Origin of the sequence: Nocardia sp. NBC_00511 (genome assembly GCF_045161165.1) — a bacterium.
Lineage (GTDB): Bacteria > Actinomycetota > Actinomycetes > Mycobacteriales > Mycobacteriaceae > Nocardia.
The window spans coordinates 5,182,101-5,200,542 of sequence record NZ_CP107849.1 but is presented as its reverse complement, the minus strand read 5'-3'; the positions used below and the strand labels follow the sequence as shown (position 1 = coordinate 5,200,542).

The 18,442-nt window shown below is 67.7% G+C and carries 17 protein-coding genes; 10 read left to right on the top strand and 7 right to left on the bottom strand.

The features are described from left to right. Positions 1-85: 85 nt before the first annotated feature. Together OG300_RS24470 and nudC are read left to right on the top strand one after the other, a co-directional pair. Entirely contained in the window at positions 86-1,144 is a 1,059-nt protein-coding gene (locus OG300_RS24470) for a potassium channel family protein (RefSeq protein ID WP_405485330.1), read from the top strand. A gap of 26 nt (positions 1,145-1,170) precedes the next feature. After that, entirely contained in the window at positions 1,171-2,097 is a 927-nt protein-coding gene (nudC, locus tag OG300_RS24465) for an NAD(+) diphosphatase (RefSeq protein ID WP_405485328.1), read from the top strand. Between the two features lie 72 nt (positions 2,098-2,169). Here nudC and OG300_RS24460 read toward each other — a convergent pair whose 3' ends face one another. Further along, a complete protein-coding gene (locus tag OG300_RS24460) occupies positions 2,170-2,421 on the bottom strand; it encodes a mycoredoxin (protein ID WP_405485326.1) in 252 nt (83 codons plus the stop codon). Positions 2,422-2,518: 97 nt separating this feature from the next. Between OG300_RS24460 and OG300_RS24455 the strand changes: the two genes are divergently transcribed. Genes OG300_RS24455 through OG300_RS24445 form a run of 3 tightly spaced genes read left to right on the top strand, consistent with a single transcriptional unit; the run spans position 2,519 to position 3,809 of the window. Beyond that, on the top strand, positions 2,519-2,938 hold the full coding sequence (locus OG300_RS24455) for a hypothetical protein (protein ID WP_405485324.1): 420 nt from the start codon (positions 2,519-2,521) through the stop codon (positions 2,936-2,938). Continuing rightward, the gene (locus OG300_RS24450) at positions 2,935-3,357 is read left to right on the top strand and encodes an EVE domain-containing protein (protein ID WP_405485322.1); all 423 of its coding nucleotides are present in this window, start codon (positions 2,935-2,937) and stop codon (positions 3,355-3,357) included. The genes OG300_RS24455 and OG300_RS24450 overlap by 4 nt, the downstream gene beginning before the upstream one ends. Continuing rightward, positions 3,354-3,809 (top strand): MarR family winged helix-turn-helix transcriptional regulator, encoded by a 456-nt coding sequence (locus OG300_RS24445; protein ID WP_405485320.1) that lies wholly within the window; start codon positions 3,354-3,356, stop codon positions 3,807-3,809. Before OG300_RS24450 ends, OG300_RS24445 begins: the two co-directional genes overlap by 4 nt. A gap of 12 nt (positions 3,810-3,821) precedes the next feature. On the opposite strand, the gene OG300_RS24440 is transcribed toward OG300_RS24445, so the two are convergent. Beyond that, the gene (locus OG300_RS24440) at positions 3,822-5,099 is read right to left on the bottom strand and encodes a low temperature requirement protein A (protein ID WP_405485318.1); all 1,278 of its coding nucleotides are present in this window, start codon (positions 5,097-5,099) and stop codon (positions 3,822-3,824) included. An 80-nt stretch (positions 5,100-5,179) separates the two neighbouring features. On the opposite strand from OG300_RS24440, the gene OG300_RS24435 reads away from it, so the two are divergent. The 3 genes from OG300_RS24435 (at position 5,180) to OG300_RS24425 (ending at position 8,341) form a co-directional block, all read left to right on the top strand. Next, positions 5,180-7,336 (top strand): ATP-dependent DNA helicase UvrD2, encoded by a 2,157-nt coding sequence (locus tag OG300_RS24435; protein ID WP_405498647.1) that lies wholly within the window; start codon positions 5,180-5,182, stop codon positions 7,334-7,336. Between the two features lie 155 nt (positions 7,337-7,491). Beyond that, positions 7,492-7,875 carry a hypothetical protein gene (locus OG300_RS24430; protein ID WP_405485316.1) on the top strand — a complete coding sequence of 128 codons (384 nt, stop codon included), beginning with the start codon at positions 7,492-7,494 and terminating at the stop codon, positions 7,873-7,875. A gap of 196 nt (positions 7,876-8,071) precedes the next feature. Beyond that, positions 8,072-8,341, top strand: coding sequence for a WhiB family transcriptional regulator (locus tag OG300_RS24425; RefSeq protein WP_405498646.1), 270 nt, complete (start codon positions 8,072-8,074; stop codon positions 8,339-8,341). Between the two features lie 81 nt (positions 8,342-8,422). Here the strand turns inward: OG300_RS24425 and OG300_RS24420 are convergent, their stop codons facing one another. The 3 genes from OG300_RS24420 to OG300_RS24410 form a co-directional block, all read right to left on the bottom strand. Next, positions 8,423-9,811, bottom strand: a complete 1,389-nt coding sequence (locus OG300_RS24420; RefSeq protein ID WP_405485314.1) for an ABC1 kinase family protein — start codon at positions 9,809-9,811, stop codon at positions 8,423-8,425. A gap of 44 nt (positions 9,812-9,855) precedes the next feature. Next, positions 9,856-10,716 (bottom strand): TOMM precursor leader peptide-binding protein, encoded by an 861-nt coding sequence (locus OG300_RS24415; RefSeq protein WP_405485312.1) that lies wholly within the window; start codon positions 10,714-10,716, stop codon positions 9,856-9,858. Positions 10,717-10,799: 83 nt separating this feature from the next. Further along, on the bottom strand, positions 10,800-12,206 hold the full coding sequence (locus OG300_RS24410) for a zinc-dependent metalloprotease (RefSeq protein WP_405485310.1): 1,407 nt from the start codon (positions 12,204-12,206) through the stop codon (positions 10,800-10,802). A gap of 248 nt (positions 12,207-12,454) precedes the next feature. Here OG300_RS24410 and OG300_RS24405 point away from each other — a divergent pair, with 248 nt between their 5' ends. Then, positions 12,455-13,480, top strand: a complete 1,026-nt coding sequence (locus tag OG300_RS24405) for a PDZ domain-containing protein (protein WP_405485308.1) — start codon at positions 12,455-12,457, stop codon at positions 13,478-13,480. Positions 13,481-13,486: 6 nt separating this feature from the next. Here the strand turns inward: OG300_RS24405 and OG300_RS24400 are convergent, their stop codons facing one another. Then, positions 13,487-14,095 carry a PPA1309 family protein gene (locus tag OG300_RS24400; protein ID WP_405485306.1) on the bottom strand — a complete coding sequence of 203 codons (609 nt, stop codon included), beginning with the start codon at positions 14,093-14,095 and terminating at the stop codon, positions 13,487-13,489. A 200-nt stretch (positions 14,096-14,295) separates the two neighbouring features. On the opposite strand from OG300_RS24400, the gene OG300_RS24395 reads away from it, so the two are divergent. Next, entirely contained in the window at positions 14,296-17,292 is a 2,997-nt protein-coding gene (locus OG300_RS24395; RefSeq protein WP_405485304.1) for a UPF0182 family protein, read from the top strand. Positions 17,293-17,367: 75 nt separating this feature from the next. Here OG300_RS24395 and OG300_RS24390 read toward each other — a convergent pair whose 3' ends face one another. Further along, positions 17,368-18,339, bottom strand: coding sequence for an Lrp/AsnC family transcriptional regulator (locus OG300_RS24390; protein ID WP_405485302.1), 972 nt, complete (start codon positions 18,337-18,339; stop codon positions 17,368-17,370). Positions 18,340-18,442: the final 103 nt, after the last annotated feature.

The following is an 18,442-nucleotide window of genomic DNA, read 5'->3' as shown; positions in this document are numbered from 1 at the left end:
CGGCGACCGCGTCCCGCGGCCGTTCGCCCGGTACGCTGCGGACCTGTGCCGCAGCTAGCAATCCCCGAAATGGCCGGTGATCCCCGTGTTCGGTGATTCGTCGCGCGGATTCGCGGGTCTCACCGCCCGCCCCGATTTCGCCCTGGTCGGCATTCTGCGAGTGCCGTCCGCGCAATCGAGCCCCTGGTATTCGCTGGTCCGACGGCTCGGACTGGCGGTGGGACTGCTGGTGCTGGCGACCGTGGTCGTCTACATCGGGCGCGAGGGCTATCACGACAACGCCCGCGAGGAGATGGGCTGGCTGGACGCCGCGTACTACGCGACCGTCTCGCTGTCCACCACCGGCTACGGCGACATCACACCCGTCACGCCGACGGCGCGGCTGATCAATATCCTGGTGGTCACCCCGCTGCGGATCATGTTCCTCATCGTGTTGGTCGGCACCACCCTGGCGGTGCTCACCGAACGATCCCGGCAGGCGTTCAAGATTCAGCGATGGAGGCGCTCCGTGCGTAATCACACCGTGGTCGTCGGCTACGGCACCAAGGGCCGTACCGCCGTCGACGCCATGCTCGCCGACGGCGTCCAAGCCGCCGACGTGGTGGTCGTCGACACCGACCCGCAGGTGCTCGAGGCCGCCGCCAACGCCGGACTGGTCACCGTGCAGGGCTCGGCCACCCGCTCGGATGTGTTGCGGCTGGCCGGAGTTCAGCACGCGTCCGCCGTCGTGGTCGCCGCCAACCGCGACGACACCGCCGTCCTGGTCACCCTCACCGCCCGCGAAATCAACCCGCGCGCAAAGATTTCCGCCGCCGTGCGGGAAGCCGAGAACACCCACCTGCTGCGGCAGTCCGGCGCGGATTCGGTGGTCGTCTCCTCCGAGACCGCGGGCCGCCTGCTCGGCATCGCCACCACCACCCCCAGCGTCGTCGACATGATCGAGGACCTGCTCACCCCAGAAGCCGGATTCGCCATCTCCGAACGTGAGGTGGAGACCGAGGAGGTCGGCGGCTCCCCGCGCCACCTGCGCGACATCGTGCTCGGCGTGGTCCGCGAGGGCCGTCTCTACCGGGTCGGCGACCCGGAAACCGATGCCCTGGAATCTGCCGACAAACTGCTCTACGTACGGCGCGTCCAGGGCTGAGCACCCGACCCGGCTAGTCTCGACCTGTGTCAGGTTTTCAGCTGAATGCTGTTCCGCTGCTGTCTCGTACCTCGCTCGACCGCGCGGAGGACCTCCGCGCCGACGAGCAAGCACTCAAAGAGGGCTGGGCGCAGGCAAAACTGCTACGCATGAACAAGCGCGGGCAGGTCCGGGTCGAGGACGGCACGGTGGTGCTCGAACCGGCCGTCGGCCTCGCCGCCGACCCCGCGCCCGAGGCCGTGTTCCTCGGTGTCCGCGACGGCATCCACCTGTGGGCGGTGCGTGACAACGCCCTCGACGGCACCCTGGCCGACCTGCGCGCCTACGGCACCACGCTGCAACTCGACGATTTCGGCACCGGGCTGCTCTCCACCGCCATCGCCCTGCTGAACTGGCACGACCGTGCCGGATTCAGTGCGGCCGACGGCGGCACCACGCGCTCGACCAACGGCGGCTGGTCGCGTACCAGCGAGACCGGGCACGAGGAGTTCCCGCGCATCGACCCCGCGGTCATCTGCCTGATCCACGACGGTGGCGACCGCGTCTTGCTGGGCCGTCAGAACAGCTGGCCGGAAGGCCTGTTCTCGCTGCTCGCCGGATTCGTCGAGGCGGGGGAGTCTCTGGAGCGCTGCGTCGAGCGCGAGATCAAGGAGGAGGTCGGCGTCGACGTCCGCGACATTCGCTACCTGGGCAGCCAGCCGTGGCCGTTCCCGCGCTCGCTGATGCTGGGCTTCACCGCGCAGGCCGATCCGGAGCAGCCGCTGACCTTCCATGACGGTGAGATCGTCGAGGCCCACTGGTTCACCCGCGCGGAGGTGCGCCAGGCCCTGGCGGCCGGGGCGTGGGGCGCGCAGGACTCGGGCGAGTTCGCGGCCACCGACCGCAGGCTGCTGCTGCCGGGCTCGATCTCCATCGCCCGCACCATCGTCGAATCCTGGGCGGCCGCAAGCTGATTCGGGCTCAACGCACAAGAAGTAGCCGCACGCCGGAAAGGTGTGCGGCTACTTTTCTTCCCCGGGGCAGGCTCAGCCGATGGCGGCGAGCGCCTCTTTGACCTGTACGAGGGTCGGGTTGGTGGCGGTGGAGCCGTCGCGATACTTGATCGTCGGGACCACGTGGTTGCCGTTGTTCACGCTGCCGACGAACTCCGCGGCGTCCGGGTGCTCTTCGATATCGATCACCTCGTAGGTGATCCCCGACTCGTCGAGCTGCGTCTTCAGGCGGCGGCAGTAGCCGCACCAGGTCGTCGAGTACATGGTCAGGTCGGTTGCAGTCACGGTTCGTGCAACGCCCGCCCGGGTGATCGTGTTCCCTGCGAAAACTCGTTCGCTACCGGGGGTTGACGGAAAAGTACTAAGCGCGCATACTAAATGCATGACGCACATCGCCTCCGCCACCGCCACTTCGACCGCCGCCCCCGAGGCCTTCTTCACCAAGTGGGCCGACATGGCCACCTGGCCGGAATGGAACGGTGACACCGAATGGGTCACCCTCGACGGCCCCTTCGTCCAGGGCGCCACCGGCACCCTCAAGCCCAAGGGCGGCCCCAAGACCAGCTTCGTCGTCGCCGAGCTCACCGACCGCTCCTTCGTCGACGTCTCCAAGCTCTTCGGCGCCCGCCTCACCTTCGACCACCGGATCGTCACCGGCGAGCAGACCACCGTGTCCGTGAGCATCTCCATCGACGGCCCGCTGGCCTTCTTCTGGACCAAGATCCTCGGCGGCGACCTCGCCAAGTCCGTCCAGGCCGACCTCGACTCGCTGGTCACCTTCGCCGAGGCGGTGCGGGCATGACCAGGTACTGGCTCGCGGTCGTCTCCCGCGATCACGTCCGCCGCGGCGTGGAACTCGGCTTCATGCAGGCCAATCACGGCAAGCGCACCGCCGTCGAAAAGCTCGGGCCCGGAGACGGACTCGTCTACTACTCGCCCCGCACCGGAATGCGCGAGGGCGACCCGATCAAATCCTTCACCGCCATCGGGACCGTCGACGACGGGCCGGTCTGGCAGGTGGAGGAGCAGGGCGGCTGCTTCAAGCCCTGGCGGCGCGCGGTCAGCTACGACCGCGACGCCCGCCAGGTCTCGATCGACGACCTGCGCACCGAACTCGACCTGACCAGCAGCCCCAACTGGGGCTACGCCCTGCGGCGCGGACTGCTCGAACTCAGCGCCCATGATTTCGAGCGCATCTCCCGCGCTATGGTCGGCCAGTGACGGGATTGCACACGGAATTCGAGCATGCCGACGAAAGCCCCGGGCTCTTGCTCTGGCAGGTGACCAACCGCTGGCAGGCCGCGATCCGCGCGGCCCTCGCCCCCTTCGATCTCACCCACGTCCAATTCGTCCTGCTCGCCTCCCTGACCTGGCTCACCGGCCGATCGGGCGGCGACCCCGTCACCCAGCGCGACCTCGCCGACCAGGCCGCGACCGATCCGATGATGACCTCGCAGGTGTTGCGGGCGCTCGAGCAGAAGGGGCTGCTCGAACGCCGCGACCACCCCACCGACCGCCGCGCCAAATCCCTGGTCGCCACCGAAACCGGTGCGGCCCTGGTGAATCGGGCCGTCGTCGCGGTGGAAGCCTGCGATCAGGAGTTCTTCGCACCGTTGGGGGAGACCACTCCGCGCTTCACCGATTCCCTGCGCCGCCTGCGCGACCGCGACTGAAATCCCCTCGAACTAAATGGGATCCGGTTCGACCGGGCCCGTGGTCCGGGCGCGGTTGCGGCGCGGGGTGCGGTGTGGGCGGTCGGGGCCGGAACCCTTGCGCCACTTGCCATTCGTCCAGGTCTGCCACAGCAGCGCCCAGGTGATCAGCGCGACGATGCCGTAGACCAGGGCGGGCGCAGGGGTGTGCGGGGCGAAGACGCCCAGTACCACCGCGATCAGTATGCAGGGCAGCTGGACCGCGAACAATGTTCGCCAATCATGCTGGCCACGTAGGGAACTCAATGCGATGATCGCGAAATACGCTGCGGTGCCGCCGCACAGGGTCCAGCCGATGCCCGCGGACAGCTGCCCGTCGGCGTGCTCGATGGTCATGCCGAGTCCGGCCGCGATCATGGCGATCACGCCGGTGACCCAGCAGTGTGTTGCCATCACGTGCTGCCACGGCACTCGGTCGGCCGGGTCGTTGCCGCTCATCAGGCGGGGAATCGTGCCGAAGAGCAGCGTGTTCGCCCACAGTCCGGCCAGGATCAGGAATGCGCCCAGGCCCAGCGAGAGCAGATGGAAGGTCCACGCCTCCGCGCCCACGGCATTGATCACGGTGATCACGCCCTCGCCGAGCACGATGATGATGTACAGGCCCAGCCGCTCGCCCAGGTGTTCCGGATCCGCGTGCATCGCTTTGAGTTTCGGCGGTTCGATATCGTCGAAGCGATGGCTGCGGCTGAGCCTGCGATCCAGTTCCTCCTGGGCGCGGGCCAGAATGCGATCACCGGTGACGGCGAACATCAGCCACAGATCGATGGCCAGTCCGGCCGCCCACAGCCAGTACTTCCAGGGCTCGGGCACCCACAGCGAGACGATCCACGGCGTGACGCCGACGGTCAACTGCGCGGTGGGCCAGTCGACCACGATCCGGCCGTGACCCCACACCTGGCCGAGCACCACTCGGACCACGACGTAGACGGCCGCGAAGGTCGTCGAATGCCGGTCCGGGACGCCCGCCACCGCGGCCGCCATCACTCCGAGCCCCAACATCGAGGCGAGCATCATCATCGGGTGCGCGTGCTGCCCGGCGATATCGCCGTACATCGTGATGCAGGCCCACGCGGTCCAGAAGGCCAGGTACAGCACCATATACAGGGCCAGGTCGCCGAACGACGGGCCGTGGTGCAGCAGGTGGGTCAACTGACCGATCCCCGCGACCGCGACGAGGTCGAAGAACAACTCCATCCAGCTCGCGTGCCGGTCGTGCGTGTGCGTGCCCGTGGTGGGCGTCTCATCAACCACGGTCGCACGCTAACCCGGCCGCCCGGTACGCACCCAGCTCCCACGCGGTATCCGCACACCTGTCGGAGGCCACTGTCATGATGGTGCGCGTGACTGCCGCGACCACCAGGGACCAGCTCCGGCTCGACGACCTCGACGCCGAGCAGGCGGCGGCCGTGCGCGCACCGCGCGGCCCGGTCTGCGTGCTAGCGGGCGCCGGCACCGGCAAGACGCGCACCATCACCCACCGCATCTCGCACCTGGTGGCCGCCGGGCACGTGCGCGCCGACCAGGTGCTGGCGGTGACCTTCACCGCCCGCGCCGCCGGAGAACTGCGAAACCGCTTGCGCGCCTTGGGTTTGAGCGGTGAGGCCGGGCAGGTGCAGGCCCGCACCTTCCACGCCGCCGCGCTCCGGCAGCTCAAGTACTTCTGGCCGCAGGTCGTCGGGGACGTGCCGTGGCGACTGCTGGACGGCAAGTTCCCCATCGTCGCCCAGGCCGCGGGCCGGGCGGGGCTGTCCACCGAAACCGACAGCCTGCGCGACCTGATCAGCGAGATCGAATGGGCCAAGGGCTCACTCATCGCACCCGAGGATTACGCGGGCGAGGTGGCGCGCCGTCACCGCGACGCGCCCTACGACGCCAAGAAGGTGTCGGCGGTCTACACCTACTACGAGGCGCTCAAGACCACCCCTGACGGCCTGCTGCTCGACTTCGACGACCTGCTGCTGCACACCGCCGCCGCGCTCGAGGACTACACCTCGGTGGCCGAGGAATTCCGCGGCCGCTACCGGTCTTTCGTGGTCGACGAATACCAGGACGTCACCCCGCTGCAGCAGCGGGTGCTCGACGCCTGGCTCGGTGACCGCGACGATCTGACCGTGGTCGGCGACGCCAACCAGACCATCTACTCCTTCACCGGTGCGAGCCCGTCGTTCCTGCTCGACTTCTCGCGGCGCTTCCCCGACGGCACCGTGGTCCGGCTGGAACGCGACTACCGCTCCACCCCGCAGGTGGTGTCGCTGGCCAACCGGGTGATCGGGGCGGCGCGCGGCCGCATCGCGGGCACCCGGCTGCAACTCATCGGCCAGCGCGCGGACGGACCGGAACCGCTGTTCGCTGAACACGACGACGAGCCCGCCGAGGCCGCCGCCACCGCCCGCGCGGTCGCCAAACTGCTCGGAAACGGTGTTCCCGCAGCCGAAATCGCGATCCTGTACCGCATCAACGCGCAGTCGGAGGTCTACGAGCAGGCCCTCACCGAGGCGGGCATCCCGTTCCAGGTGCGCGGTGGCGAAGGGTTCTTCAACCGCCCCGAGGTGCGGCAGGCGGTCTCGACGCTGCGGCAGGCCGCCAACCGCGACGATCTGCCCGACGCGCGCGGCGACAAGCTGGTCACGCTGGTGCGGGCCGCGCTGGCCCAGATCGGCCTCACCAAGGAGGAGCCGGTCGGCGTCCAGGCCCGCGAGAAGTGGAACTCGTTCATGGCGCTGGTCCAGCTCACCGAGGAACTCTCCGGCCACGAACCCGACCTCGACATCTCGGGTCTGCTGCGCGAACTCGCCGCCCGCGCCGAGTCCCGGCACCCACCGACCGTGCAGGGCGTCACCCTGGCCTCGCTGCACGCGGCCAAGGGCCTGGAATGGGACGCCGTGTTCCTGGTCGGCCTGGCCGACGGCACGCTGCCGATCCAGCACGTGCTCGGCCCGGACTCGACGGTGTCCGACGAGACGGCCCTCGAGGAGGAACGCCGCCTGCTCTACGTCGGCGTCACCCGGGCCCGCGAACACCTCCACTTGTCTTGGGCCCTGGCCCGTTCCGAGGGCGGGCGCAAGGTCCGCCGCCGCTCCCGGTTCCTGATCGGCCTGGTGCCCGACGATTCGCCCGCCTCGCGGATCGCCACGCCCACCACCGACCGCCGCTCCGGTCCCAAGCGTGTGCACCCGACCTGCCGGGTCTGCGGCCGCCCGCTGCTCAACACCACCGCGACCATGCTCGGCCGCTGCTCGCGCTGCCCGGCCGACATCGATCAGGAACTGCTCACCGAGCTCAAGGACTGGCGCAAGGACAAGGCGGACGCCCAGTCGCTGCCGCACTTCGTCATCTTCAGCGACACCACGCTGACCGCCATCGCCGAGCAGCGCCCGACCGACGACAAGTCCCTGGTGGCCATCCCCGGCATCGGGGCCAAGAAACTCCAGACGTACGGGGCGGATGTACTGGCCATCGTTCGCGCCCGCGTCTCGGACTCTTCGTAGTCCGCGTCGCGGATGTGGGCAAGCCCCTAAAACCGCAGGTCAAAAATAGGTTGTGCGCATTCGTATATCTACCTAGAGTCGTTGGCATGCACCCGGGGTGACACCCGGCGCGCAGAGAAACTGATCGCAAACGAGTGAAGGAGGGAGGCAGACCAATGAACAACATCAAGAACTTCGCATTCACCGGCAATATCGCCGGCGCTTCGGCGACGGGTTCCGTCATGTCCGTCCTGTCCGCCTCCCGGGGGGTCCTCGCTTCGCAGGGGATTCGTCTGCTGTCCAGCACCAGTGGTCTCGATTACCGGGGCGATCTTGGTCTTCAGGTCTTTGCAAGCAAAGCCCAAGCCGTTCGTCAGATCGTGATCAAGCAGGACAAGCCCATGGGCGGTTGGCAGCCGGTAGTCGCATATGCGGCCACCGAGGCCATGTCGGCAGTGGAAACGAGCGGAATCGCTCCGACCCATCTGCCCACTCTCCGCCCCCGCAACACCGACCCAGCGACCGTGATCAGGAGTCGACACCGAAGTCGACTCAGGTAGGGATAACCTCCCAGACCTTCTGGCCACGGATCGCGACACAACGCGAAAACCGTGGCCATATTTGTATCGGCCCCTCAGCCACGGCACCGGTTTTCGCGAAACAACGAAACGACCGCTGCACGAGCTGAAGGAGAACGACGTGTCCACCACGGTCATCCGTGAACGAGTGCTCACTCGAGAGACATGCCGCAACACCGTGGCCTCCACCCCGCGTATCCGCCGGGGCGTCACTCTCACCCTGCCCTGCCGAGTCGGCAACCCCGATCTGTGGTTCGCCGAGTCCCCGACCCAGCTGGAAGAGGCGAAGACGCTGTGCGCCAGCTGCCCGATCCGTCAGGGCTGCCTGTCGGCCGCGCTGGATCGCGCTGAGCCGTGGGGTGTTTGGGGCGGGGAGATCTTCGACCAGGGTGTCGTGATCGCCCGCAAGCGGCCGCGTGGCCGCCCGCGCAAGGTCACGGTGGCATGACCGCCCCAGCTTCCGGGGGAATCGAACGCATACGACCCGCTTACCAGCCGGTAAGCGGGTCGTTTTGCGTCCGGGGGTGAATCAGCTGGCGGCGCTGCGGGTTTCGGCGTAACCCGGCACCCAGTCGTTCATCAGCTTCATGAACGGGACTTCGGCGTCGAGCTGGGCGCAGATGCCGACCGAACCGCCCAGCACGCGGAAGATCATCACGTGCTCGGCCGGAAGCTGTAGGGACCGGGCGGTTTTCATCATCTCGGAGTTGGAGATGTCGGTGGCCTTGCCCGCCACGCGCTGCATCCACTTGCGGGTGAAGTGGAAGGTGGGGGTCTTGATGGGGTCGGTGAACGGGCGCAGGTAGTCCTGAATCTCCTGGTGGCTCAGCGTCTTACCCGGCAGTACCCAGCCGTTGTCGTGCAGCAGCGCGGTGAGCTCGTCGATGCGGTCCTCGACCTCGAGCGCCACCATCTGGCCCAGGATCTTGGGGAAGCCATTGGGCAGGGGAGCGCAGGCGCCGTAGTCGATGACGGCCAGACGACCGTCCTCGAGGACCATGAAATTGCCCGGATGCGGATCGGCGTGCAGCAGGCCCGCGATACCCGGTGAGCTGAAATGGAATTCGCCCATCAGCGTGGCGGTGCGATTGCGCAGCTCCACGGTGCCCGCCGGATCCTCCGCACCCTGCTGGATGATCTTCGAGACCGGGGTGGCGTTGTCCAGCCACTCGGTGACGATCACCTTGGGGGCGCTGGCCACCACCTTGGGCACCAGGAAGCGCGGATGGCCGTCGAAGGCCCGGGCGAACTGACGCTGATGCCCGCCCTCGATGCGATAGTCGAGCTCCTCCTCGGTGCGCTCGCTGATCTCGGCGAGGATCGGCTTCACGTCCGCGCCCGGAATGAGCGCGGACATCATGCCCGCCATCCGGTTGAGCGTCTTGAGATCCGCGCGCAGCGCCTCGTCGGCACCCGGGTACTGCACCTTCACCGCGACCACGCGGCCGTCCGACCAGACCGCCTTGTGCACCTGGCCGATGCTGGCCGAGGCGGTGGGTGCGTCGTCGAACTCCCGGAAGCGTTGCCGCCAGCCGGTTCCCAGTTGCTGGTCGAGCTGGCGGTGCACATCGGCGATCGGCATCGGCGGGGCGGCGGCCTGCAGCTTGGTGAGGGCCTCGCGGTAGTGCTCGCCGAATTCCTCGGGCACCGCGGCTTCCATCACCGAGAGCGCCTGGCCGAACTTCATGGCACCGCCTTTGAGCTCACCGAGTACGGCGAACAACTGCTCGGCGGCCTTCTGGTTGAGCTCGGCGTTGATCTCCTGCTTGTCTCCCCCGGCAAGTTTGCGGCCGAAACCCACGGCCGCCCGCCCTGCGATGCCGAGCGGTATCTTGGCCAGCTTGGCATTGCGGGAAGAGCGCTTGCTCACAATCTCTGACACGTTCCCATCATGCCGATGTCCCAGACGGTGCGCCATGAGAATTGAGTGTTCTGCCGGGTCGGGAGGGTTAGTGGTTTCCATCACACCCCCGCGTCCGCACCGCAACCGCAGTTCGGATGCGGCTGCCAGGGACGCCGATCCAGGTGCAGCGCGTCGAGATCCAGCTCGAGCGTGGTGTCCAGGGTGGCCGGGGGATGGTCGGCGCTGCCGTGGCGAATCGTCTCTATCTCCTTGAGTGTCAAGGCCGCCGTCATGGCGATACCGGCGGGTGAGGCGGTGCCGACCCGGCCCAGCAGCTGAGCCGCCAGATGCGGCCACTGCGGGTCGCGTCCGGTGCGGAACAGGTCGGCGCAGCGCAGGCAGCTGGTCTCGCCGGGCAGCACCAGCGGGCCGACGATGCCGCGGCCGTCGCGAATACGGACCTGCAGGTGCGGGACGCGGTGGCGCATCAGCGCGGTGACCAGGCTCGGATCGGGGACCAGGGTGTCGGCGAGCAGGACCAGATCGGGGCGCTCGGCGCACTGCCGCGCGCGGGTCGTCTCGGCGCGGCGATCGTGAGAATGCCCGGGCCGCAAGCCGATTCGACGCAGGCCCTCGAGTAGCGCGTCCGAGAGGGGACCGCGACCGTGCACCCGCACCGTGCGCAGCCGGGACCGCGGTTCCTCGGTGACCAGCAATCCGGCGGCGGCCAGCTGCTCGAGCACCGCGGTGGTGGTGGCCGCATCGAAGCCCAACTCCGCGGCGTCGCGGAGCACCTGCGCCGTGGAGTGCGTGCCGTCCAACAGCCGTAGCAGCGCGGGCACGGATTCGACCGGACCGGCGGGGCACAGCCGCACCGCGCTACCGGAATGCCAGCCGAGCTGCACGGTGCCATCGGGGCGGCGCAGCACGGTGATTCGCGGATCGAGTTCGGGGCCGCGGGTCGAGGCGAGCGTGGTCATCCGTCGAGTGTGCGCGCACCAGGAAATGCGAAAACCCGCGAAAACGCCTGTCCATCAGGGCTTTCGCGGGTTATCCACAGGTACTACTTCGAGGTTTCGCCGTCCTGATCGTCCGGCTTGTCCGCGTCCTGTGCGGCCTTGGCTTCCTTCTCGGCGCGTTCGCGCGCCTCTGTCTCGGCCAGTTGCTGCAGCGGATCGTCGAAGACCGCCGTGCCGCCGCCGAGGATCGAATCGATGAAGCCCGCAGGCGAATCCAGATCGGCGGAGTCCGGCAGCAGGTCCGGATGCGCCCACACGCCGTCGCGCTTCTCGATGCCGGTGTCGGTGGTCAGTCGCCGCCACAGCGCCGCGGCCTCGCGCACCTTGCGCGGACGCAACTCCAGCCCGACCAGGGTGGCGAAGGTCTGCTCGGCCGGACCGCCGGTGGCGCGACGGCGGCGCAGCGTCTCGGCCAGCGCGCCCGCACCCGGCAGCCGATCACCCACCGCGTCGCCGACCACGGTCTCCACCCAGCCCTCGATCAGGGCCAGCAGCGTCTCGAGCCGTTCCAGCGCGGCCTTCTGCTCGGGGGTGGTCTGCGGCTCGAAGGTGCCCTGCGACAGCAGTTCCTCCAGCTTGGAGGGATCCGCGGCCAGCGTCATCGGGTCCAGGTTCTGGGCGGCCTGCTCGATGGCGGAGAAGTCCATCTTGATGCCGCGCGCGTAATCCTCGACCGCGCCGAGCACCTGCTGACGCAGCCACGGCACATGGGCGAACAACCGCTGATGCGCGGCCTCGCGGGCCGAAAGATAAACCAGGATCTCGCTTTCGGGCTGCTCGAGCCCCTCACTGAATTCGGCGATCGCCGTGGGCATCAGCGCCGCGGTGCCGTCGGGGCCCAGCGGCAGCCCGATATCGGTGGAGGTCAGCACCTCCTTGGCGAGCTGTCCGAGGGCCTGTCCCAGCTGCGAACCGAAGGCGAGACCGCCCATCTGCCCGAGCATGCCGACCATCGGCCCGGCGAACTCGCGCGCCTCGGCGGGCAGCGTGGAGGTCCACATGCCCGAAACCTGTTCGGCCACCGGATCACACAGCCGCTTCCAGGTCGGCAGCGTCTCCTCGATCCAGTCGTTGGCGGTCCACGCCACCGTCTTGGTCGCACCGGCCGGGAACGTGGTGGCCGCGTCGAGCCACAGTTCGGCAAGATGCGCCGCATCGCTGACCGCGCTGTGCGCGCCCGAGCTGATCGGTGTGACCGTGGTGCCGAGCTGCTGGCGGGCCAGTCGCTTGGCGATGTCGTAGTTCACCGGCCCGGACTGCCCACCCGGCTGTCCCATGGTGGAGAACATGGCACCGAGCTGAGAGAGCATCTGCCCGATCTGCGAGGGATCGAACCCGCCGCCGCCCATGGCGCCGAACGGGTTGTTCGCACCGGAACCACTCGACTGATCGCCGGGCTTGCGCTCCGGGTCGTCGTCGCGATTCGAGAATCCGAACGGGTAATCACTCATGGTCCCCATAGTAGGCGGGCCGGATAAGCCGACCATGAGCGCGAACCCCGCTTCGCGCAGAGAGAACACCCCACCCGACCCCTGCCCGCCCGGAACCCGATCACGAACTGCCAGTTGCTCTCCGACGCCCGAATTCGGCGGTAACCCAAATCACAGCCGCGCGACGGCGAGCGGTGATGAGGGGCCCGGCCACGCGAACCGCCGAGCGGAGCGCGGCAATGGCGTTGGTGACCAGTACCCTTGGCCGCGTGAACCGTCGGATATTCACCCTGCTGGCCGCTCTGATCCCGATTCTGGTGCTGGGGGTCGTGGGCAGTGTCGTCACCGTTCCGTTCGTGGCGCTCGGACCTGGGCCGACATTCAACACGCTGGGCGATGTCGAGGGAAAACAGGTCGTCGACGTGCAGGGCGTGCCGATTCACGCGACGTCGGGCAACCTCAATATGACGACGGTGTCCGTTCGCGATCGGCTGAATATCTTCGACGCGCTCGGGTTGTGGATCGACGGGCAGCACGGTTTGGTGCCGCGCGCGGAGGTGTATCCCCCCGGGCAGTCGCGTGACGATGTGGACAAGTCCAATCAGCAGCAGTTCAAGGATTCCGAGGATTCCGCCGAATTGGCGGCCCTGAATTATCTGAAGCTGCCCACCGCGGTGCAGTTAGCGAACGTCGCCGACGACGGTCCGGCCAAGGACGTGCTGCGCAAGGGCGACGAACTGATCACCGTGGACGGCAAGCCGATCGCCACCACCAAGGACGTGGTGAACGCGGTCTCCGGAGCCAAGCCCGGCACCGCGATCCCGGTCGTGTTCAAGCGGGACGGCGCGCAGCAGACCGCCGAGATCACCCTGGGCGCGCGCCCCGACGACGCCACCAAGGGCTACCTGGGCATCACGCCCGACCAGATCTCCACCGGCCCGATCAAGGTCGACTTCAACCTGGGTGAGATCGGCGGCCCCTCGGCCGGTTTGATGTTCACCCTCGGCCTCATCGACAAGCTCACCACCGGTGACCTCTCCGGCGGCAAGTTCGTCGCGGGCACCGGCACCATCGACCCCGACGGCAAGGTCGGCCCGATCGGCGGCATCCAGTACAAGATGATCGCCGCCCACGACGCCGGCGCGCAGACCTTCCTGGTCCCCGCCGCCAATTGCAGCGAGGCCGCTCAGCGCACCCCGGCCGGTCTGCGCCTGGTCAAGGTCGACACCCTTTCCAGCGCAGTCGATTCCCTCGAGGCCATCAACGCGGGCAAGGACACGCCCACCTGCGGCTGATCTCGATCAGAAGTCGTCTGGGTCGTTCTCGAGGGTGTGGCGGAGGGCCTCAACGAGATTGGGGGCCAGGTTGGGGGCCGTGCGCAGTTCGAGGTCGGCGAAGGGGTCTTCGTCATCCTCGCCGGGGCGGACCTGCAGCAGCGACAGCGAGGTGCCGTCGCGCAGGACGCCGACGAGCAGGCGGGCGTCGCGGCGCTCCGGGTGGGTGACGGCGGCCTGGCGACCGGCCTGGTCGGCGGCGTCGCGGTCGGCCAGCAGCGGGGCGATGGCCTCGTCGAGGTCGTGTTCGGCGTCCGGGGGCAGCACGACGATCTGCTGGACCAGCACGCAGCCCTCGACCGAGGACGGCCAGCTGGTGGTGCCGAGGAATTCGTCGAGGGCCATCGCGTCGGCCTCACCGGCGATGTCCACCGGGAACGGCTCCTGCGCAATGGGAGTCAGCGCGTTGTGCTGGTCGAGCTGATCCAGCAGTCCGGGTTCGGCGGCGACCAGGTCGACCGTCGGGACCAGCGCGAACATCTGCGGCGGGCGGTCCCAGCCCTCGCCGTCGACATACTCCGCGACTTCCCGAATAGACCGGTACAGGGCCGACGCCGCCCACTGCTCTGGATTCACGTAGCAATCCTCGCATCGTCTCGGGGGTGCCGGGATTTGGGGGCGACGCTCGTTTCCGGCAGGTGTTGGGCCGCCGGGCGGGCGTTTTACGTAGAGTGGGGCGCGAACGGTCCCCTGGGACCAACTCGAAGCATCGGAACGCGGCACTCCGGGCCGGGAAACCCGGCGTGGAATGCCGCCGGACCCTGGGAGAGTGGATCGTGGGCATGCGCCCCCCGACCGGATTACCTTCGCTGTCCCGACGCAGTCGCATACTGCTCGTCACGGCGCTGGTGCTGGCAGCTTTGTTATTGGTCGGGCCGAGGCTCACCGATGCCTATACGAACTGGTTGTGGTTCGGGGAGGTGGGATTCCGCAACGTCTACACCACGGTGTTGTTCACGCGGATCGTGCTGTTCCTGGTGGTCGCACTGGTGGTGGCGGCCATCATCTGGCTGGCGTTGCTGCTGGCCTACCGATCACGGCCGGTGTTCGTACCGGTCAGCGGTCCCGGCGACCCGATCGCCCGCTACCGCACCACCGTGATGAGCCGCCTGCGCCTGTTCGGCCTCGGCATTCCACTGCTGATCGGCATCCTGTCCGGCCTCGTCGCGCAGTCCAGCTGGGTGACGGTTCAGCTGTTCCTGCACGGCAGTTCGTTCGGGGTGAAGGATCCGCAGTTCCATCTGGACGTCGGTTTCTACGCCTTCGACCTGCCGTTCTATCGCATGGTGCTGAACTGGCTGTTCGTCGCCGCGGTGATCGCGTTCTTCGCGAACCTGGTCGCGCACTACGTGTTCGGCGGCCTGCGGCTGTCGGGTCGCGAGGGCACGCTGAGCAATTCGGCGCGCGTCCAGCTGGCGGTACTGGCCGGAATCTTCGTGCTGCTCAAGGCGATCGCCTACTGGTTCGACCGGTACGCGCTGTTGTCGAGCACCCGTAAGGAGCCGACCTTCACCGGTGGTTCCTACACCGATATCAACGCGGTGCTGCCCGCCAAGCTGATCCTGCTGTCCATCGCGGTGATCTGCGCGATCGCGTTCTTCGCCGGAGTGGTGCTGCGCGACTTGCGGATTCCGGCGATGGCGGCGGCGCTGCTGGTGCTGTCCTCGATCCTGGTCGGCGCGGTGTGGCCGCTGCTGGTGGAGCAGTTCTCGGTGCGCCCGAACGCGGCCACCAAGGAGCACGACTACATCCAGCGCAATATCGACGCCACCCGCCAGGCGTACGGGATCACGCCCGACAAGGTCGATTACGTCGACTACAAGTCCGGTGGTCAGGAACCGCCCGCGCAGCAGCAGGCCGATTCGCAGACCATCGGCAATGTGCGACTGCTGGATCCGAACCTGTTGACGGCGACCTTCACCCAGCGCAACCAGCTGCAGAACATCTACGGCTTCCCGGACACCCTCGCCGTCGACCGCTACAACATCAACAATCAGATCGGCGACTACGTGGTGGCGGCGCGCGAGCTGCAGCCCGCGAATCTGGCCGACAACCAGAAGGATTGGATCAACCGCCACACCGTGTACACGCACGGCAACGGTTTCGTGGCCTCGCCCGCCAACAAGGTGAACGCGGCCCCGCCCAACGATCCCAAGCAGGTGCAGCAGAGCGCGGGCGGGGACGTCACCGGCGGCTACGGCTATCCGGTCTTCTCGGTGCCCGGTCCGAACGGGACCACCCTGACGACGGTCAGCGACCTGGGTACGCCGGTCAACACGGAAGCGATCAAGGTCGACCAGCCGCGTATCTACTACGGCCCGTTGATCTCCAAGACCGACGCCGACTACGCCATCGTCGGTTCGAACAACCAGCCCGCCCGCGAATACGACACCAATGATTCGCAGTACACCTACAACGGTGCGGGCGGTGTGTCGCTCGGAAACTGGTTCAACCGGGTGGCTTTCGCGGCCAAGTACGCCGAGCGCAACATCCTGTTCTCGGGTGCGATCGGCTCGGATTCGAAGATCATCTACAACCGCAATCCGCGTGACCGCGTCACTCAGGTCGCGCCGTGGCTGACCGCCGACAGCGACGCCTACCCGGCCGTGGTCAACGGCCGGATCCTGTGGATCGTCGACGCCTACACGACTCTCGACAATTTCCCGTACGCCCAGCGCACTTCGCTGGACGGGGTCGTCGAGGACAGCATCGACCAGACCACCGGCCGGGTGCTGCCGCGCAAGGAAGTCTCCTACATCCGTAACTCGGTGAAGGCCACCGTCGACGCCTACGACGGCACGGTCACCCTCTACGAGGTGGACAAGACGGATCCGGTGCTGAAGGCGTGGAGTTCGGTGTTCCCGGGTTCGGTGAAGCCGGAGAGCGACATCAGTCCGGAGTTGCGCTCGCACTTCCGGTATCCGGAGGACATGTTCAAGGTGCAGCGCGAGATGCTGGCGCGCTACCACGTGAACGATCCGCGAGAGTTCTTCACCAACAACGCCTTCTGGTCGGTGCCCAACGATCCGACGCAGGAGGGTGCTGCCGCGACCGCGCATCAGCCCCCGTACTACGTGCTGATCGGTGATCCGAAAACCGGTAAGGCGCAGTTCAATCTGACCAGCGTCATGGTCGGCTACAAGCGGAACTATCTGTCCGCCTATATCCAGGCGCATTCGGATCCGGACAACTACGGCAAGTTGACGGTGCTCCAATTACCGGATTCGGCGGCCCAGGGTCCGGGCCAGACGCACAACCAGATGACGAGCAACGGCGCGGTCGCCGCCGACCGCACCCTGTTGACCGGAACCAATGGCAACAAGCTCAAATACGGCAACCTGCTGACCCTGCCGGTCGGCAACGGCGGCATCCTCTATGTCGAGCCGTGGTATCTGGAACGAGCGACCTCGAGTAACGCGCCGTCCTTCCCGCAGTTGGTGAAGGTGCTGGTCAGTTACAACGACAAGATCGGTTACGGCTCGACGGTCAAGGAGGCGCTGAGTCAGATCGGGGCGTCCGACCTGGCCAGCTCGGCGCTCGACCTGCCGGGCACGGCCGTGACACCGCCCACCCAGGCCACCACGCCGCCACCGTCCACCGGCACCACTCCACCCGCCACCGGGTCGAGCGCCAAGGACACGGCCGTCAAGCAGCTCGATGACGCGCTGAAGGCGGTCCAGGATGCCCAGAAGTCCGGGGATCTCGGACAATTGGGCAAGGCGCTGGAGGGTCTCCAGACTGCGGTGAACTCCTATGAGAAGGCCGGCAGTTAGCCGCTGACCGAACTGTGAATGGCGCTGTCACCAATGGTGACAGCGCCATTCGCGTATTCGGCTGCCGATCGCGGGTCAGTGTCGTCGCGGCGGCGGCTGATTGTGAAGTGGCGACGTGGCTTTCACGGTGGCCAGCACCGGGGCGGTTTCCAGGGTGTGGATGGCGTCGAACTCGCCGAGTCGCTCGGTCAGATAGCGGTGCAGCGCGGCCGGGTCGGGGCACAGCGCCTCGGCGATGAGGTTGGTGCGACCGGTGGTGGCCGCGACGAACGCCAATTCCGGATGCCGGGCAAGGGATTTCGCGACCGTGTCGAGCTGACCGGGCGCGATGGCCGCCCACAGCAGTGCGCGGGTGCCGACGCCCAGGACTCGGTCATCGACCTCCACGTCTAGGAACAGGTCGCCCGCGCCGCGCAGTTCCGAGATGCGCCGGGCCACCGTGGACTGTGACCATCCGGTCGCATCGGCCAGGTCGGCGAGGGTGGCGCGGCCTTCGTCGCGGAGCGCGGCGAAAAGCGTTTCATCGGTGGGGGATACCGGTCGGCGACGCTCCGAGGTGAACTGCGGCAGCAGGTTTCGCTGCTGCTCGACATCCAGCGCCGACAGTCGTCCCGGCCAGGCGGTGGGACCGCCCAGATAGGTGTGCAGCACGTAGTGCGCCGAGATGCCGGTGATCGCCGAGGTGCGGGGCAGGTCGTCGAGCAGCAGCGCCGGGGCGTCGGGACCATTGCCCTCGACGATCAGGAACACCTCGGTGCCACCGGAAGTCAGCATCACCCAGCTGGTTTCGGGGCGGCGGGCCAGCGCCTGCGCGAGCTGCCGGGCGGTGGCGGGCGTGCTGGTGAGCCGCACCAGCCACTGGGTGCTGCCGGTGCCGCCCGGATCCGGCAGCCCGACCACGCGCAGCCCGAAGTCGTTGCGCAAGCGGCGATATCGGCGGGTGACGGTCTGGGTGGAGACGCCGAGCACCTCGCCGATCCGGTTGAACGGTGCGCGCCCGTCAATGTGCAGGGCGTGGATCAGGCCGCGATCTACCTCGTCCAGCATGGAACAAATCATCGCAGATCCGGACGATATGGAAAATTCCCGCGATATCCCATCGCTGGATGTCCTGTATCCGTCGCGGCTCGCAGTATTGAGGAGCGGCATC

Excerpts from the sequence above, each read along its gene's own strand:
- OG300_RS24455 (WP_405485324.1), top strand. The coding sequence starts at position 2,519 with ATGACGCACATCGCCTCCGCCACCGCCACTTCGACCGCCGCCCCCGAG.
- OG300_RS24450 (WP_405485322.1), top strand. The coding sequence starts at position 2,935 with ATGACCAGGTACTGGCTCGCGGTCGTCTCCCGCGATCACGTCCGCCGC.
- OG300_RS24435 (WP_405498647.1), top strand. The coding sequence starts at position 5,180 with ATGGTGCGCGTGACTGCCGCGACCACCAGGGACCAGCTCCGGCTCGAC.
- OG300_RS24430 (WP_405485316.1), top strand. The coding sequence starts at position 7,492 with ATGAACAACATCAAGAACTTCGCATTCACCGGCAATATCGCCGGCGCT.
- OG300_RS24420 (WP_405485314.1), bottom strand. The coding sequence starts at position 9,811 with ATGGCGCACCGTCTGGGACATCGGCATGATGGGAACGTGTCAGAGATT.
- OG300_RS24415 (WP_405485312.1), bottom strand. The coding sequence starts at position 10,716 with ATGACCACGCTCGCCTCGACCCGCGGCCCCGAACTCGATCCGCGAATC.
- OG300_RS24410 (WP_405485310.1), bottom strand. The coding sequence starts at position 12,206 with ATGAGTGATTACCCGTTCGGATTCTCGAATCGCGACGACGACCCGGAG.
- OG300_RS24390 (WP_405485302.1), bottom strand. The coding sequence starts at position 18,339 with ATGCTGGACGAGGTAGATCGCGGCCTGATCCACGCCCTGCACATTGAC.